Origin of the sequence: Rhizocola hellebori, from assembly GCF_016862955.1 — a bacterium.
Taxonomy (GTDB): Bacteria; Actinomycetota; Actinomycetes; order Mycobacteriales; family Micromonosporaceae; genus Rhizocola; species Rhizocola hellebori.
In genome coordinates this window covers 1-17374 of the sequence record NZ_BONY01000038.1, presented here as the reverse complement: position 1 = coordinate 17374, position 17374 = coordinate 1, and the positions used below count along the sequence as shown (strand labels likewise).

Here is a 17374-nt window from a genome sequence, read left to right as displayed (position 1 = left end):
CTGCCACCGAAGGGGTGCACATGCATAGATCAAGCCTGGGTGTCGTGCTGGCTTTGTTACTCGCGATTCTGCCGCTGGGGGTGGACTCACCGGTCCACGCCAATCCCGACGGTGTGGCGACCACGCCACCCATGGGCTGGAACAGCTACGACTCGTACAACTGGAATGTCACCGAATCGGTGGTACGCGCCAACTCCGACTACATGCGCGACAACCTGCGCCAGTTCGGCTGGCAGTACATCGTCATCGACTGGGCCTGGTACTACCCGGGCAGCGGCACCGGCAGCCCGAACCAGGACGCCAACCTGCAGCCCCGGCTGCGGATGGATGCCAACGGGCGGCTGTTGCCCGACACCACCCGATTCCCGTCGGCCACGGGCACGAACGGCTTCAAGCCGCTGGCCGATTACGTACACGCGGCCGGCTTGAAATTCGGCATCCATCTGATGCGGGGGATTCCGCGCCAGGCCGTCGCGGACAACGTTCCCATTCTGGGGACCAGCTACCGCGCCAACCAGGTCAACAACAGCACCACCGCGTCGTGGCTCAACCTTATGTGGGGGCTGAACATGAGCCATCCCGGAGCACAGGCCTATCTGGACTCGGTGTTCCAGCTCTACGCCAGCTGGGGCGTGGACTTCGTGAAGATCGATGACATCGCCGCGCCCACCTACCGGCAGGCGGAGGTCGACGGCTACCGGCTGGCGATCCAGCGCAGCGGGCGGCCCATGGTGATCAGCCTCTCGCCCGGCCCGACACCGCTGGCCAGCGGGGCACACGTCGCCGCGAACGCGCACATGTGGCGCGTGGTGAACGACCTGTGGGACAACTGGGCGTCCCTTGATGCCCTGTTCGACAAGCTGCGCGACTGGACCCCGTTCCGTTCTTCCGGCGCGTGGCCTGACCCCGACATGATCCCGATCGGGCGGCTGTCCAAACAGGGCCCGGTCGGGTCGCCGCGCTACTCCGCACTGACCGCCGACGAACAGCGCACCCTGATGACGCTGTGGTCGATCACGCGGTCCCCGCTGATGTGGGGCGGCAACCTGGTGGAGAACCGGGCCGCCGAGCTGGCGCTGATGACTAACGCGGCCGTCGTGGCGGTCGACCAGAACAGTGCCAACAACCGCCAGCTTTACGGTGGTACCCAACCGGTGTGGGTCGCCGACGTGCCGGGTAGCAACGCCAGGTATGTCGCCTTGTTCAACCGCGGCAGCGCCTCCGCCAACGTCGCGCTGAACCTGGCCGACCTGGGCATCGGCTCGGCGACGGCGACCGACCTGTGGTCGGGCGCGGCCCTGGGCACCTTCACCGGCACCTTCACCCGCAGCCTGCCGGCTCACGGCGCGGGCCTCTACCGGATCACTCCGCAGACCACCGTCCCACCGGCGACGCCTTACACCCTCACCGCACGGCACAGCGGCAAACTGGCCGACGTGTTCAACGCGTCCACTGCCGACGGTGCCAACGTGGTCCAATGGGCGGCCAACGGCCAGACCAACCAGCAGTGGCGGTTCCGCGACCTGGGCGGCGGCTACTTCGAAGTCACCAGCGCCAACAGCGGCAAGTGCCTCGATGTTTTCGGTGGCAGCAGCGCCACCGCGGACGGGGTTCGCGTCGTCCAATGGGCCTGCGGCACGGGCACCAACCAGCAGTGGCGGATTCAGGACCTGGGCACCGGCTACCTCCAGCTGATCGCCCGGCACAGCAACAAGTGCCTTCAGGTTTCGGGCGCCGCCACCACCGACGGCGCGCAGCTGGTCCAATGGACCTGCGGCACCGGCACCAACCAGCAATGGCAGCGCCGGCCATAGCCCGGTGAACCATCACCCGCCATGGGCGGCGGTAACGGGCCCATGGCGGGTGCGCCACTCACGTCCTACGGGTGGCCTCTTATCCCTGTCTCTCCAGCCATTTCCCTCGAGACGGTGACAGCCTTCCATCGACTATGCAGCCATGGAAGGCTGAGTTGCATGGTCAAGGACGGATGGGTCGGCTCCAAGATTAGCTTCGCGGAGATCAAGGATCTCGCTGCGAAGGATCGCTGGGACCAAGAATTGATCACCGGGCTGGATCGATTCCTGGGTGTGTCCCTCCTGCTGACCCCGGCCGTAATGGGCCCGACCGGTCTGTTTGCGCTGGAGCTGTTGCAGCCCAAGGACGAGCTGATAAAGCTGGCCCGCGCGGCAAGCAAGCGCCTGCTCTCCGGCAAGCCTGGCGATTTCCTTGCCCGGCACCAGCGCCTCAACGCCGCCCACCTGCTGCTGCACTACAGCGCCTTCTTCGAGGCGATCGAGCTGGAGGCGCCTCAGCTGGCCCGTGCGATGGCCCTCACCGATGAGGAACGTCAACGCCTTGTCGAGCGAGCATTGAGCAACCCGGATGAGGCGATGGGGGTACCGGAATTCATGCCTCCGGCCCAAGGATCGGTTGGTGAGCACGGGTGGCGCCATGAGCGCTACCGGCTGCTCGCCCTGAGGTATCTAAAATTTGTGTCTGAGCTCGCCGCCTGGGAAGCGATCGACGCCACCACCCAGAGGTCTCTAGAGCTTATGTTGTGGGACAAGGTAGTCGCGCGCGCCATGGAGCTTTTCGATGCCCAATATCTGGAGCTGCTCATCGAGGTGCCCGCCTTTGCGAAGTGGGCCGAGATCTACGAATTCACCCGGCTGCGCAAGCTCACCGCCGACCTGTCCGAAGCCACCTTGGCCCGCGTCGCTGAGGTGGCCGAGTCGGCCAAGACCATCGACGTCGGGCTGGCCAACCTGCAGTCGCTCATCGAGGCCAATGCCCTAGCCGTTGCCGATCGTCCAGAGCAGGCACAGAAGGTGGCCCGAGCCTTGGCCAAGGCCTACGCGGCGCGGATCGAAGAGCCGGTCATCGTCGACAAGTTCCATGACAGCGGGGTTCGGCTCACCTATCCGAAGCGGCGGGAAGCGTATGTCCCGCAAGCATTCCAGGCGCTCCGCCACCTCGATCCGGCCAGCAAGCTCGAGCTGGAGCCGGCCTGGCTGGACACTCCGGTCCACGACGACCTGGGCCACTACTTGGTGACCTGCCTGGAGTCGGTTCTCAGCACCCAAACGCCGTTGCTCGTGCTGGGCCACCCCGGCTCGGGCAAGTCGCTGCTTACCGAGATGCTTGCCGCCACGCTCGGCGAGCAGTACCACCCGATCCGGATCGAGCTGCGCGACGCGGACGCCGACGCCGACCTGCAAGACCAGATCGAGCTGCGCATTCGCCACCTGACCGGTTACGACGTGAACTGGGCGAGCTATGCCGAAGCGCTGGCCGTCACACCACCGGTGATCATCCTGGACGGTTACGACGAGCTGCTGCAGGCCAGTGGCAGGGTGTTCAGCAACTATCTGAACAAGGTGCAGAGCTTTCAGCGGCGCGAAGCGTTGCACGGCCGGCCGGTGCGGGTGATCGTCACCAGCCGGATCACGCTGATCGACAAGGCCGCCGTGCCTATCGGGTCCACCGTGGTGCGCCTGCTTGACTTCGACCAGTCGCGCCGCGACCTGTGGACCCGGGTGTGGAACGAGGTGAATCGCGGATTCTTTGCCCACCAAGGGATCGAGCCGTTCTTGGTCGACGCGGGCTCGCGCGTGATCCAGCTGGCCGCACAACCGTTGCTGCTGCTCATGTTGGCCGTCTACGACTCGGCCGGCAACGGGCTGCGCGACGCACAGCTCGATCGCACCAGCCTTTACCACAGCCTGCTCACCCGGTTTATCGAACGGGAGCGCACCAAAGGCGATGGTGCCGAAGCGTTTGCGGCGCTGAGCGCAGACCAGCAACGCCAGCAGATCGAGCTGGATCTTGAGCGGCTGGGCGTGGCGGCCATCGGCATGTTCAACCGCCGCGCGTTGCACATCCAGGGCAACGAGCTCAACCGCGACATCGCCCACTTCAAGCTTTCCCAGCCGGTGGAAGTTGCCCACGGCCAGCCGCTCACCCAGGCGGAGTTGCTCCTGGGCAGCTTCTTCTTCATCCATGAGTCGAAGAGCCATGTCGTGTCCGCCGAGCCGGTCGCATTTGAGTTCCTGCACAACACGTTCGGAGAGTTTCTCACCGCCGATTTCTTGCTTCGTCGGGTACTGAGTGAAACTTCGATGCTGCGCAAGCTTTCCGGTGACAGGCAGTTCGAAGCCCTTCGCCTGCAACGGCTTGCCGAGCCCGAATCCGACTGGTACTCCCGGACCATGTTCACCAGCGTGCACACGCGCCCGGTCGTGCTGACCATGATGCACGAATGGCTGCCACACCGGCTCGCTGAGGAAGGCCGCTCGCCCGAGCACTTCGAGGCCGACCTTGCGGCGCTCGCGCTTCGTCAAACCGACTTGGTGCTCAACGGCGTTGTCCCCGGTCCGATCGCGCGTCCCGCCGATAATGGCTTCGGAAGCCTGCCGCTGCTAGGACATCTCGCCGTCTACAGCCTGAACATGATTCTGCTGTGGGCGCACCTGACCCGCACCGAGGTCGAGTTCGACGAACGCATGATGACTGTCGACACCGCGGATTGCCGGCCCTGGGATCGCCTGACCCACCTGTGGCGCTCGTGGTTTGCTCTCGACACCTTGGCCTCGCTTCCGCACTCCCTGCGGTCCACACGCAACGGGGGGCGGGTTTGGGTGAGCCGTCCGGTGGTAGCCCGCGATACTTCGAACCGACTGGACGCGGCCTGGGCGGTGGCCGGCGCGCTGGCCGACGGAATCGCTTATGGCACAGCCGTTGTCTGCGCTTACGAGGCCGGCAATGTGAGCCACGAGATGCTTCCCACCGCGGCCCGAACCCTTGCCCAGGAAGGCATTTCGATCGACGCTGTGGTGGAGGCCAAGCTGGCTCAGCGCGGTGTCGTGTCGGTGGCCAAAGATGCCTTCGCGCTGCCCGAGGTTGTCGCCCCCGGACCGCACCTGCGGCCCACCCTGGTGACACTGCTGGAAGTCGTCGACCGCGCCTGCTCGGTCGACGAGCAGGCGTCGCTGGGCTCGATGCCAGGTCCTAGCTTTTCCGACTGTATGGCCCATTCTCGATACGAGAGTGCTCTGATGGTCCGCCACTTCACCCAGTTTCTTGGTCCTGGTTGGGCGCACAGGTTCCTGAGTGCGATTATCGAGAGTGATCCTGGGAATGTGAGCACGCTGTTGCGAAGTCCCTTTGCCGCGCCCCTGCTTCTCCAAGCAGCCCACAATTGTGATCCATTCCGTGACGGCCTAGATTCTCTGGGAGATGCTGCTGACGTGGCGGGTGCGGCACAGGATCTGGCCACGGCTGTCGCCCTTTGCCTGTATGCCCAGGCGGCCGGCTTCCCCGAGCTGGAAGCGGCGGCTTGGCAACGGACCGAGGGATTGCTGAGCGCCGGAGCCAGACTGCACAACCTGCAAGCGGAGCCGCTCACCGAGATTATCGAGGCTGCGCTGGACGGCCGTGAATTGGCGGACCTGTCCCGGCAGGCTCAGATCGAGACACTGGCGGCTGCGATGCTTGCCGAGGCGGACACCCGAGCCCGCAGCCGCAGGCTTCAGGTGCTGGAATTGCGGCTTGCCGCACGAACGTCATCGGGCCTGGCCAAACTCGACGCCGACCACCGCTATCTGTCCGCGAGCAATCTGGTGGACCGGGGCGACCTGGCGGCGATACTGCGGCTGTGCTGCGAGATCGACGACGCCCACCCGATCCGGGCGCTGTTCGGTACGCACGCAACGATGGCCCAGACCGCAATCGTCAAGTATTACGAGCGCGTGCGGCCTGAGGCGCTGACCGTTCAGGAGGCAGCGGATTTGGAGCGGCTGTCCTTGACCCCTCGTTCGGGGGGCCGCGGGCCTGGACTTCGTTCCGTTCGCCCTCAGCGCGTGCCCGCACCCCGGGATGATCCCGATCGGACGGCCGCCCGATAGCCTGTCCGTTATGAGCGAAGACGATCCACTCACCTACTTTCGCCGGGCGGCGGCCGACTCGCTGGCCGCCGCTGACCCGACCGCGTGGTTCGAAAAGGTTTACGCGGCGGCGGAGAGTGGCGCCGCCGTCGTGCCGTGGGACCACCATGAGGCGAGCCCGCTTTTCGTGCAGTGGGCGCAAGAGCTCGACGGCACCGGCAAGCGGGCGGTCGTGGTCGGCTGCGGCCTCGGCGAGAACGCTGAATTCGTTGCCGCGCTTGGCTTCGCGACCACAGCTTTCGACATCTCAGCCACCGCCGTGGCCGCCGCCCGGCGGCGGTTCCCGCAATCGCTGGTCACCTATGTGGTGGCCGACCTGTTCGAGCCGCCGGCCTCGTGGCTGCCCGGCTTCGACCTTGTGGTCGAGGTGGCCACCGCGCAAGCGCTTCCGGCCACGGTTCGGCCGCGGGCCATCGCGCAGATAGCCAAACTGGTCAAGCCGGGCGGCGTTCTCTACGTGGAGGCACGCGCGGCCGATCCTGGCGCGCCGCCGAAGGAGCTGCCGCCATGGCCGCTCACCCGGGCCGAGATCGAGTCCTTCGGCACGCCCACGCTCCTGGAACGGGTTGGGCCACACTGGCGTGCGGTGTTCAGCGGGCAGCCCGCGTGAGGATGGGCCATGATGGTGACGGCCGGGCGCCCTAGGACTCAGGAGCGGCGGAGCTAGACCCAGCCGGGGTGGGCGATGATGTCGACGACCGCGCAGCCCCAGGTGTAGCCCGCGCCGACGCCGACCATGAGGCAGCGGTCACCTGGTTTGGCGCGGCCGGTGTCGACGAGATAGCCGAGCGAGGCGAACTGGTCGCCCGCGCCTAGGTGCCCTATGGTGCGGCTCCACTCCCAGGTGGTACGAGCGGGATCGATGCCGAATTCGCGGAAGTAGCCGACTTCGAGGCGGCGGTGACCGAAGTGGGGCAGGATCACCCAATCCATCTCGGCCAGCTCGGCGTCGGCGTCGGCGCAGGCCTGTTTGATGGCGAAACGCTGGCTGGCGTTGACCCGCTGGATGGCGAAGGAGAGCCCGAACTGGCGGGTGAAGGCCTGTTTGGCGGCCTCGAAGTCGACCGGGATGCGGTGGCTGAACGGTGCCGGGCTGAATGGCTCGTCGCCGCGGTGCACACCCTCCAATTCGGAGTCGGCGTACATGACGATCGAGCGCAGTTTGGCGTACCCACCGCGGGTGGACAGGACGATGGCGGTGGCGCCGTCGGCGTAGGGAGTGCCCGGGTCGGTGCTCCACCGGTTGACCCCGGGCAGGCACATCCGGTCGGCGGTGGTCAGCAGCGCATCGGCGCGGCCCGGCTGTGCCGTCAGGTAGGAGGTGGCGAGGTCGACCGCGGCCATTCCGCCGCACGACATCTGACGGATCTCAATGGCGGAGCAGGTGTTGCGCACGGTTTCGCGCTGAATGTAGGAGGCCACCGGCCACAGGTCCTGGCCCTGGTGATAGGTATCGGCGTGCAGGATCAGGTCCACGTCGGCGGAGGTCGACCCGGCGCGCTCAAGCGCGACGCGGGCCGCCACGACGGCCATCTCGGCGGCGGACTCCCGCGGCGACACTGCCACGGAGACCACCTCGGTGCGCCGGACCAGGCGCGGGTCGCATTCACCGGAGGCGATCGCGTCTGAGACGAGGAGGGTTTCGGGCAGCCGGGTTCCGTTGCCTCGTACAAAGATGTCCTTCTCCACTCTCACGCGCTCCATGCTCTTGCGTGACCCTCGAGAGGCGTTCGGGTGGTCCTCAAGGCCGCGAAGCCACCGTGTGGGCATGGTGACGCCTCACTTGTGGACCAGAACCATCCGCCCCGGCGGGCCCCGGCCGGTGGTGCTGCTGCTGCCCGGGCAGGGCTCGCAGTTCACCGGCATGGCCACTGAGCTCTACGGCCTGGACCCGGTGTTCACCTCGACCATGGACGAGGTGCTCGCCCTGATGGGCCCGGAGGGCGGACAGATCCGGTCCGACTGGCTCGGCCAGACCTCCGACATCGACATCGATGACGTACGCAGGGCACAGCCGCTGCTGTTCGCGGTCGACTATGCGCTGGCCAAAATGGTGGCGAGCTGGGGCGTGGAACCGGTGGCGCTGCTCGGCCACAGCGCCGGGGAGATGGTGGCGGCCACCCTTGCCGGTGTGTTCTCGCTGCCTGACGCGGTGCGTTCGCAGATGAAACGCGTGCACGAGGCGGTGCTGATCCCACCTGGTGGGATGTTGGCCGTGGCGGCGACCGAGGCCCAGGTGCGCCCATACCTGTTCGGCGATACGGCTATCGCGGCGGTCAACGCCTCGCGTCAGGTCATGCTCGCTGGGCCGGCCGACCAGCTTCGCTACGTGGAAAGCCGGCTCCGCGAGGACGAGTACATCGTCGCGCTTGTGCCCGCCACGAGCCCCTTCCACTGCCCGGCCATGGCGCCCGCGGCCGAGGCGTGTCAGCAGGACCTGGGGACCATCCAGCTCAACGCCCCACAAATGACCATCTATTCGGGCTACACCGGCGATATCCTCACCCCCAAGGAAGCGGTCATGCCCGAGTTCTGGGCGTGGCAGGTGGTCGACACCGTCTACTTCGGACAGGCTCTGGAGCGGATGCTCGGCAACAGCGACGCCCTGATGATCGAGACCGGGCCGGGCCAGACGCTGACCGCCTTCGCGCGGCGGCATCGCGCGGTGCGAGCCGGGGCCAGCGACATCGTCTCGCTGATGCCCGGCCGCAAACGGGAGTGCGAAGCGGCGCTCACGGTGGCGAGGAAGATCTGGACCGAGGGCTACGACCTCGATTTCGACGCGCTCACGCCACTTCTGAAGGCCGCCCACGAAGTCCTCTGAGCACGGCCGCCCCGGCGAGCATCCCGGCCGCGAGAGCGATCAGCACCCGCGCGCCGGTGGTGTGTGCCAGAAACGCCGCGGGCAATCGCATCGCCAGAGCGATGCCCGCGCCGGCCACCGCCGCCGCCACCGGCCAGAAAACCACCGGGGCGCGGGCTGCCCGGTGCGGCGTGGGGGTGTCTGTCGTGGGTGGATAGCGCAGGAGGAAGTAAAGCGCCACCGCGCCACCGATCGCGGTCGAGGGGAGGTCGAAGGGGCCGATGGCGAGGCTGTCCCAGATGAGGTGGGAGGCGGCGCCGATGATGGCTGACGTCGCGGTCACGAGCAGAGGCGGCCGTGAGCAGCCTAGGATGCCGTAGGCGGTGAGACGGCCCGGTAGGTGGGCCGCCACTCCTGGCGCGGCCCATCGCACCAGCACGCACGCCAAGAGCGTCACCGGCAGGCAGAACAGCACCAGGCCGGGCCATTGGTGCGACAGCGGATAGACCGGCAGCCCCGACCCGTCCAGCGCGTAGGCGAGGTCCGGCGAGGCCGACCCGATCACCAGGGCCACCCCGTCAAACCAGGCGGGGCGCCATCGTTTGAGGGGTAGCACCGCGGCGGCGTGCGAGGGGAAGGTCAGCGGCATCCGCTCAGCTTAGGTATTCGTCGATGCCAGCTCGGACTCTTCGCGGCCGGTGGGAATGGTGGCCCGCAACCGGAAATATCCGTCCGGGCTGTTGCTGGTGGTGAGCGAGCCGTCGAGGTAGGCCACCCGGTTGGACAGGTTGTGGATGCCGCTGCCGCTGTCGAGCAACGGCTCGCGAGGCCCGGGTGGAACGCCGTCGTTGACGATCTCGATGGTCACGTCGCTGTCGGTCTGGCGCAGCGTGATGTCGCACCGCTCCGCCTTGCTATGGCGCAGGATGTTGGTCACCCCTTCCCGCAGCACCGTGGCGAGCACCGTGCGCACCCTGGGCGGCAGGTCCCGATGCAACAGCTCCATGTGCACATCGACATCGGCGGCGGAGAGCACCGAACGGGCCGACTTGGCTTCGTCGTCAAAGGACAGTTCACGATATCCACTCGCGACAGCTCGCACGTCGGCCAGGGCCTGTCTGGAGATCTCCAGGATCTGGGCCAGCTCCTCCTCGGCCCGGCCCGGATTCTTGGTCACCAGGCGGTGGGTGAGCTCGCTCTTGAGGGAGATCGCGGAAAGGCTGTAGCCGAGCAGATCGTGCAGGTCGCGGGCAAAGCGCAGCCGCTCGGCGGCGACCGCGAGCTTGGCCATCTCGGTGCGGGCGGCATGCATCGCGGTGACAACGCTGGCCAGCCGGGTCAATCCATAGATGACTAAGCCAGTGATGATGGTCGATATGATGGCATACGAGATTGAGATGACCAGCGGTTCGCCAGGGATGATCGTGAGCGCCTGGATGTAGCCGACGCTCGCGGCGACCAGGCCCAGTATGGTCCAGCCCCAGGAGGGGGAGAGCACCAGCAGCGCCCCGCCACCGACGAAGCCCGGCAGGCTGATCCAGGCCGGGCCGTATATGAGCATCGGTGGGTAGACGATGAGCGCCTGTCCTAACAGGACCAAGTGGCCCAGGTTCGATCGGCGCAGCTTCGGCCCATGTGGGCTCAGGTGCAGCATTTGCAGCCCGAACAGCGCCAGCATCAGTACCAGACTGAGCAATGTCAGGCTGACCGAGAGCTGACCTTCATAGAGTACGTGCAGGAACCCCAGCAAGCAGAAGCCCCCGAAGACCGTCATAACAATCGTCCTGGCCAAAACGGGCGCGAAGCGCGTCCCGAGGCCATCGGCGGGTTCCCCCCGAGCGATATCCACGGCCCCTCCTCCCCAATGTGTCTCTCCTATCGGTCGGCGGCATTTGCCCCCAATATGTATCCCCCTTGGAAGGCGCGCAGCTCCTGCCTGTCGATATTCAATACAGCAGTTTATCGGTCACCTTCACGTGACGCTTAGTGTCGGTGAAGCATGGCATTTCCAGCGGTCGATTTTTTTTGAGCGAGTCCACTTCGGGTCTGACCCCGAGAGCGATCTCGCCCACGCTAACCTCCGCGGGCCAGTCGATAAGAAAGGCGTCACTTGCTATCTCACTGTCACCGAAGGCTAGTGCGCAAGGTGCCAGGCCCATCGCAGTGGCGACAAGATGCAACGTTTGCTGCAGCACGCCGACGTGTTCCAGCACGGTGGAATAGGCGATTCCGCCATAGGAACAGGCAAATCTGGCCATCCGCGCGGTCATGGTGATGAGCACCGGCGGCCGCTGGCGCGACCCGGCCGCCACCATGGCGACGTCGAGCAGCTCCGCCAGCTCTGTTTCGGACCTGTTAATGAGCGTGAGCGCGTGTCCCTGCGGGTCGTAGTGGTAGATCCCGCGGGAGAGCCCGGCGCAGCTGTTCACGGTCACGTAGAGGTCGAGCTCGTAGCGGTCGGCGACGCTCGGGTAAGGACGGTCGGTGACCAGATAGCTCAGATCGTCCTGGCCGACCTGTGTCATCGAACGCACCCGTGCCGCGCGAAACAGCAGCTCACCGAGCTGCTGTTGGGTGGGGTCGCCAGCCGAGAAATCCCGGATCGCCCTGTTGGCCTCGATGACTTCGGTGAAGGGCGGGTCCATCGCTGCCAGCTCGGCCAAAGTGGGGCGATAGAGCGGAAAGCGCGGACCGTCCGGTACCGGTTTGACCGCGGGCGCCACCTGAATCTGGCGCATGTCCGAGGGCATGGCGCCGAGCGGATTGTCGTGCCGGCCGATCCGGCTTCGGCTATGAAACAGCAGCTCATGATGAGTCCAAGGGGCGAGCAGTGGATCGTTGTCCTCGGCGAAGCGGGCTGACGTGGGGGAGTCGCCGATGCCGATGAGCACCATTCCCGCTGCGACCAAATAGGAAACGATCTCCCGCACCATTGGCAGACCGAGGTTGGCCGCGGCGGCCAGGTCGGGCAGCACGGTGGCCCGGCCGAGCAGGGTGACCACCTGAGACGCGATCGGCCGGTGCAGGATCAGGCGATGCCGGGCGAGGGGGGACTCGAGGACCAGCTCGCCCTCGCTTGCCCGCATAGCGGCAAATTTGGATAGTTTAATAGGTCGATGGCGCTCGATCTTCGGCAGGATGAAGCGGGCGCGCCGCGCGATGGGCACCGCGGAAAGCACCGGACCCGACATCTCCTCATGCCCCAGCGAATGCACCACCACCCCGTTGAGCAACTCGAGCACACGTTCGACCCGGCGGCGTTCGGCCGGATCGCGCGGCAGCACGTTGTCCAACCGCACCGGGCCAAGGCTCATCCGCTCGAGGGACTCGCGGACCGCCTCGGTCGGCTGGGCGATGGTGGCGTCCCCCCAGTGCGTTGTGAGCATGATGAAATCGCCGCCGCCGTCCACCTCGACCATCACGTCTTCGCGCAGCGAGCAGAGCCGATAGCTGACGGGTTCGCTTGTCACAACTGTCTCCTGGGAGCGGCCTGGCACCAATTGACTTATACGAATATAGGGAACGGATTGAGCTTCTCATAAGGGGTCTGTTGACGCAGCCGGCCGAGTCGGACCGGTACCTCGAAGAGGCGCCCGGGGGCGAAACGCGCCCAGAATTGGCGCATCCCAGGGACGATGACCTTCACGACGGGCAGGCCGATGTCCGGTCGCGTCTGGTCGAGGACCAGCAACTGCAAGCCTTGCTGGCGCAGCCGTTGGTGGATGGCCTCGATGTCGTCGCGCAGATCGCTGGAATGCGACGAGTGGTAGTCCGCCGGCCGCCGGGCCGGGGCGTCTGGATCCGGGCTCAGGTAAGGCTGGTTGGCGCGGGTGGCCGTGCGCCACCAGCGCAGCGCATCGGGATCCTTGCTGTGGTACCCGCCAATCACCGCCGGCATCAGCTGGTTCATCTCGGTGAGGGCGCGGCGCAGCGCGATGGCCGGGTCCAGATGCGCGCCGAAGCCGAGCATGACGTCCTCTTCCGGTTGGTCCACGCGGCGGGAAAGCGCGACCGTGGTGGGAATGCCAAGATCTGCGGTCAGGTCGAGCGCCCACACCTCGCGGTGCATCCCGGCGTAGACGTCAATTAGCTCTGCTATCCAGGGATCGCGGAAGGCGCCGAGGTCGACTGCGGGCTGAATCGTGCGGTTGTACCACCACAGGCTCACCGCATCGCGCTCCACCACCTCGAGAAGGCCTTGCAGCACAGCATCTTCCAGGCTCGTGCCGGCCGCGTTGCCGTTGGAGTCGGCCCGTACCATGAGCGGGCCAGGCTCGCGCGGAGCTCCGAAGTAGAGCATGCCGGTCGGAAGCAGCCGGTGCCGCTGCTCGGTGAGCGACCACACCGGAGTCCAATTGAGTTCGGCCTTCTCGTCGAAGGGCGCGCAGATGTGCTGGAACGGGCCGTGTGTGTCGTTCCAGGCGTCGCGCTCGTCGAGCTGGCGCGGATGGAAAAGCTGGCAACGATCGGGATGGATGGCCTGATCGCCGAGGGCGGCAAAGCTGGCTCTGCGGGTCTGTTCGTCTCCCTGAAAAGTTGCACAATGCCGCTCCAGCGCTTCGCACAGGGCGCTGGTCTGGGCGTGCACGGCGGTGACTCCTTTGCCGCCGCTCTGCAGCCCCAAGGCGCTTCGCAACCCCTCCACGCAGCCCACGCGGGCCTGCATGGGGCCGGATTGGAAGACGTTGAGGAACGCCGGGCCCCGATGGTCACGCCGGATCTCTTTCACCACCCCGGAAACCGGGCTGATCAGATGCTGGTAAAGGTCGAGCACCTGTTCCGGGCCAAGGGCCCGATGGCCCCCACCCGAAAGCGAACCCTTCGGGCGCGCGCTCAACTGCACCGGCCGCCGAGCCTGCGTGCGAACAAGAGTGGGGTCGCCGCAACTGGCGCACTGCGGTCTCTTGCGCACATCGTGCCGCTGGCCCTGCATGTTCAAACTGTCCAGGGTCCAGATGCAGCTTTGTCCTTGGTACCGGTAGCCGGCAAGCCATTTCGTCGCCTCAACGGCGACCAGGCTCAGCGCGGCTGTCATCAACGGCGTGATGCCGGCCGTGGGCCGGGGCACGGGCCTGCGCCGGCCAAGCATCGTCTGCACGTGAGCCTCGGCCGGCCGGTGTCCCCACAACCGGTGGGCCAGGCAATGCCAGCAGGCGTTCTGATCGCGCTCCGGCTGAAAGACCGGACCGATCCAAATTCTTTCCCCGGCCGGCCGTGCCAGCAGCCAGGGCCGTCCGGCTCGCCGATGTGACGCGTCCACATCGGCGAGCTCGGGCGAGAGATAGTCGTCGCAGAGCACGACCGACAGGCCGGGATGAGTGCCCGGGGCGGCAATGGCAAGGCCTGCCGCCTCCAACGTGCGCAGCGCATAAGACCTGTTGACGCTCCCCGTGGTGAGGAGCTGGACCGGAGCGCAGGCCGCGCTGACTGCGGCGTCTGGGTCCAGGCCGGCGGCTTCCCAATAGGTGTAGGCGGGCTCGTCGCTGATCTCCGCTGGTGAACGGCGTCCCACCAAGCCTGCGGTAGCCAAGCGGGTGATGAGCCCTTGCAGCTGCTCCTGCGAGATCCCAGGTGTAGCTGTCTCGCGCAGCAGCGTTTGGAGATCGCGGGTGCCGTCAAGCAGTGGAGCCACGGCTTCGATCCGCCCGCCCTCCAGCGCGGTGACTCCGCGTTCGGAGAACAGGTATACAGCATCTCCGGCCACCACCTCGGCGCGTAAATGCCGTTTGAAGCCGATCCTCTCCCTGGGGGCACCCGAGGTCATGCTTATCGCCTCCGGACCACCACGTCGGCGGCGCACCAGGTACCGCCGCACGGCTGTACCAGTGTGTCGGGCAGGGTCCAGTGGTCGAATTCGTCGATGATGAGCTCGACCTGCGAGTCGGGGATGGAGTTGAGGGTCGCGGTAGTGGCTGGTCTGTCAATGGCTGGTGAGTACATGGGTCACTCCATGATCGATTGTTGGCATGGAACCGATCGGTGGTGATTGGAGTTTCAGCCTCTGCTCCGGCCCATCGCCAGTGTCAGGCTCATGAGACGGATATGCATTTTTCACGTCCCGCACCCGGCGTTCTTCATACCGCTTCAGTGGTCTGCACACTGCCGCCGGGCCGGTCGAATGGGCAGTCTGTATCAAGCAGCACCCTAACCATCTATGCCCACGCGGTAGGGGAGGTCTTACGTGGACATCAAGGTCCTCGGACCACTAGAGGCTTATCAAAACGGCCGCACCATCGCTCCCAGCGCTGCCAAGCCACGACAGATCCTCGCCCTGCTGGCGCTCCAGGTTGGCCAGGTGGTCACGGTTCCCGCGTTGATCGAGGAACTGTGGGGGATGAACCCGCCTCGCAGCGCGCTCACCACCCTGCAGACCTACATCATGCAACTGCGGCGGAGGATCGAGGCCGCGCTATCCACCACCAGTGCCGGCGGTGCAAAAGAGGTGTTGGTCACCAGGTACGGCGGCTACATGCTCGATCTGACGCCCGAAGACGTTGACGTGCAACGCTATGAGCGGCTGGCCGTGGCCGGCACCCGCGCTCTGGAGCAGGGCGACAACGAGGCCGGGTCGCGGTTGCTTCGGGCCGCGCTGGAGATCTGGCGCGGACAGGCCCTGGTCGACGTCCAAATTGGACTGAGGCTGGGCATCGAGGTGACCCGGCTCGAGGAGAGCCGCCTAGCCGTGCTGGAGTCCCGCATCGAGGCCGATCTGCGTCTCGGCAGGCACAACACCTTGCTCAGCGAGCTGGCCGTGTTGGCGGCCCGCTATCCGATCCACGAAAACCTGTGCGCGCAGTACATGATTGCGCTGTACCGGTCGGGCCGGCAATGGCGTGCGCTGGAGATATTCAAGTCACTTCGCCAGACTCTCGTCGACGAGCTCGGCGTCGAGCCTTCGGCGCGCCTGCAACACCTGCAGCGCGCGATTCTCAACTCGGACCCGTCCCTGGACGAGTCGATGTTCCTGACCCAGGCCGGGCTGGCCTTCACACCCTAAAAGCCAATCCCGACCTCAACCGGCGATGGGGGGACCCTATGGGGCCCCCCTTAACGTTGTCCTCACTCGCGCTTGGCGCCGCCCGGGGCGAAGGAAGCCGGGATCAGGCTGACCAGCAGGAAGACGCCGGAGACGGCAAAGGCCAGCAGATAGCCGTTGCCCAGCGAGCCCTGCGAGTTGGCGATGGCGACCAGCATCGCCAGGCCGACCGCGCCACCGAGCTGGCGGGTGGTGTTCAGCACTCCCGAAGCCAGGCCGGCCTGGTGATAGGGCAGGTCCGCGGTGGCGGCCAGGGCCGTACCCGTGGTCACCACGCCCTGGCCCAGCCCGAGCAGGATGGTGGGCCCGAACAGGTCGGCGAAGTAGGAGACCGGCGCGGAAGCGGTGGCGAGCCAGAACATTCCGGCGGCCGACAGCGACAGTCCAATCAGGAGCACCCGTTTCGGGCCGAGCGAGGTCACGTGCGGGGCCAGACCGCGCGCGCCGAGGAACACCCCAACCGTCAACGGCAGATAGGCCAGGCCGGTATGAATCGGTGAATAGCCGAGAACCTGTTGCATATAGAGGGTGAAGAAGTAGAAGACGGTGAAGATGGCACCGCTCGCCACCAGGGCAACCAGATTGGCCGCCGTAACGGAACGGTTCCGGAAGAAACTCAGTGGCACCAACGGTTGCTTGGCCAGCTTGGCCTGATCGAGCAGGAAGAAGCCGAGCACCACCAGGCCCACGACGATCGCCGGCAGCGAGCCCTCAGCGATGCCGTAGACGAGCGCCATCAAGCCCGCCGTGATGGAAAGCGCACCGGGGATGTCGAGCTTGTTGTCCGCCGCCGAGCGCGATTCCTTGACCGAATAGGCGGCCATGCTATACAGCGCGATTCCGATCGGCAGGTTGATCAGCAGGAGCCAGCGCCAGGACAGCCACTCGGTGAAGATGCCGCCCAGCAGAACCCCGATCGCGCCACCGCTCGCGGCCGCGGCCCCCCACAGCCCGAACGCCTTCGCGCGGGCCGGCCCGTCCGTGAAGGTGGTGCCCAGTACCGTCAAGGATGCCGGCGCCATGATGGCGGCGCCCAGACCCTGGAAGCCGCGGGCGATCACCAGCGTGGTGGCGTTGAACGCTATCCCGGCCGCCATGCTGGCCACCGTGAAGATGACGATGCCGATGAGCATCAGCCGCCGCCGCCCGTAAAGGTCGGCCAGCCGCCCGCCGAGCAGCAGGCATCCCGCGTAGATGATGGCGTAGGAGTTGGCAACCCATTGCAGGGTGTTGCCGCGGAAGGTGAACGTCTCGTTGATGACGCCTAGTGCGACATTCATGACCGAGCCATCCAGGATGATCATGAATTGGCCCAGACAGCAGGCGGCCAACACCACGGGAAGCCGAGACGGCGACGAGGTGCGGGGGGCGACGGTAACCATAGATAGACCTCCGGTTGGCATGCTTGTGACGCGCCAACCGGAGGCTGCGGCCGAGGGGTGAGTCAGGCCGTGGCGGCAGGGGGCGGGTCACGCCTCAAGCGCTTGCGCCCAACAATCCTTGGCATTACTAGACAAACAGCAGCGCCCCACCCGAGCACTCACAAAACCCACGCGGCGCTGCCCGCGCGTTGCTTTAGCGCGCGCCAATATA

At 66.2% G+C, this 17374-nt stretch carries 12 protein-coding genes; 5 read left to right on the top strand and 7 right to left on the bottom strand.

The window, feature by feature from the left end; translation table 11 throughout:
- Positions 1-20 precede the first annotated feature (20 nt).
- The 3 genes from Rhe02_RS28025 (at position 21) to Rhe02_RS28015 (ending at position 6552) form a co-directional block, all read left to right on the top strand.
- Positions 21-1814 (top strand): RICIN domain-containing protein, encoded by a 1794-nt coding sequence (locus tag Rhe02_RS28025; protein ID WP_203911375.1) that lies wholly within the window; start codon positions 21-23, stop codon positions 1812-1814.
- Positions 1815-1973: 159 nt separating this feature from the next.
- Positions 1974-5903 carry an NACHT domain-containing protein gene (locus Rhe02_RS28020; RefSeq protein ID WP_203911374.1) on the top strand — a complete coding sequence of 1310 codons (3930 nt, stop codon included), beginning with the start codon at positions 1974-1976 and terminating at the stop codon, positions 5901-5903.
- Between the two features lie 10 nt (positions 5904-5913).
- Positions 5914-6552 carry a class I SAM-dependent methyltransferase gene (locus Rhe02_RS28015; RefSeq protein ID WP_203911373.1) on the top strand — a complete coding sequence of 213 codons (639 nt, stop codon included), beginning with the start codon at positions 5914-5916 and terminating at the stop codon, positions 6550-6552.
- A gap of 53 nt (positions 6553-6605) precedes the next feature.
- Here the strand turns inward: Rhe02_RS28015 and Rhe02_RS28010 are convergent, their stop codons facing one another.
- The gene (locus Rhe02_RS28010; RefSeq protein ID WP_203911372.1) at positions 6606-7637 is read right to left on the bottom strand and encodes a ketoacyl-ACP synthase III family protein; all 1032 of its coding nucleotides are present in this window, start codon (positions 7635-7637) and stop codon (positions 6606-6608) included.
- Between the two features lie 73 nt (positions 7638-7710).
- Here Rhe02_RS28010 and Rhe02_RS28005 point away from each other — a divergent pair, with 73 nt between their 5' ends.
- Complete coding sequence (locus tag Rhe02_RS28005) at positions 7711-8766, top strand: acyltransferase domain-containing protein (protein ID WP_203911371.1); 1056 nt, start codon at positions 7711-7713, stop codon at positions 8764-8766.
- On the opposite strand, the gene Rhe02_RS28000 is transcribed toward Rhe02_RS28005, so the two are convergent.
- The 5 genes from Rhe02_RS28000 to Rhe02_RS27980 all read right to left on the bottom strand — a co-directional run bounded on the left by Rhe02_RS28000 (position 8729) and on the right by Rhe02_RS27980 (position 14685).
- Complete coding sequence (locus tag Rhe02_RS28000; RefSeq protein ID WP_203911370.1) at positions 8729-9394, bottom strand: DUF4184 family protein; 666 nt, start codon at positions 9392-9394, stop codon at positions 8729-8731. The two genes, Rhe02_RS28005 and Rhe02_RS28000, sit on opposite strands and share 38 nt — an antisense overlap.
- Positions 9395-9403: 9 nt before the next feature.
- On the bottom strand, positions 9404-10519 hold the full coding sequence (locus tag Rhe02_RS27995; protein WP_203911369.1) for a sensor histidine kinase: 1116 nt from the start codon (positions 10517-10519) through the stop codon (positions 9404-9406).
- A gap of 172 nt (positions 10520-10691) precedes the next feature.
- On the bottom strand, positions 10692-12215 hold the full coding sequence (locus Rhe02_RS27990; protein ID WP_203911368.1) for a SagB family peptide dehydrogenase: 1524 nt from the start codon (positions 12213-12215) through the stop codon (positions 10692-10694).
- A gap of 35 nt (positions 12216-12250) precedes the next feature.
- A complete protein-coding gene (locus tag Rhe02_RS27985) occupies positions 12251-14509 on the bottom strand; it encodes a TOMM precursor leader peptide-binding protein (RefSeq protein WP_203911367.1) in 2259 nt (752 codons plus the stop codon).
- 2 nt (positions 14510-14511) lie between these two features.
- Complete coding sequence (locus Rhe02_RS27980) at positions 14512-14685, bottom strand: hypothetical protein (RefSeq protein ID WP_203911366.1); 174 nt, start codon at positions 14683-14685, stop codon at positions 14512-14514.
- A 241-nt stretch (positions 14686-14926) separates the two neighbouring features.
- On the opposite strand from Rhe02_RS27980, the gene Rhe02_RS27975 reads away from it, so the two are divergent.
- Positions 14927-15742 carry an AfsR/SARP family transcriptional regulator gene (locus Rhe02_RS27975; RefSeq protein ID WP_239124086.1) on the top strand — a complete coding sequence of 272 codons (816 nt, stop codon included), beginning with the start codon at positions 14927-14929 and terminating at the stop codon, positions 15740-15742.
- Between the two features lie 62 nt (positions 15743-15804).
- Here Rhe02_RS27975 and Rhe02_RS27970 read toward each other — a convergent pair whose 3' ends face one another.
- Positions 15805-17163 (bottom strand): MFS transporter, encoded by a 1359-nt coding sequence (locus Rhe02_RS27970; RefSeq protein ID WP_203911365.1) that lies wholly within the window; start codon positions 17161-17163, stop codon positions 15805-15807.
- Between the last annotated feature and the right edge of the window lie 211 nt (positions 17164-17374).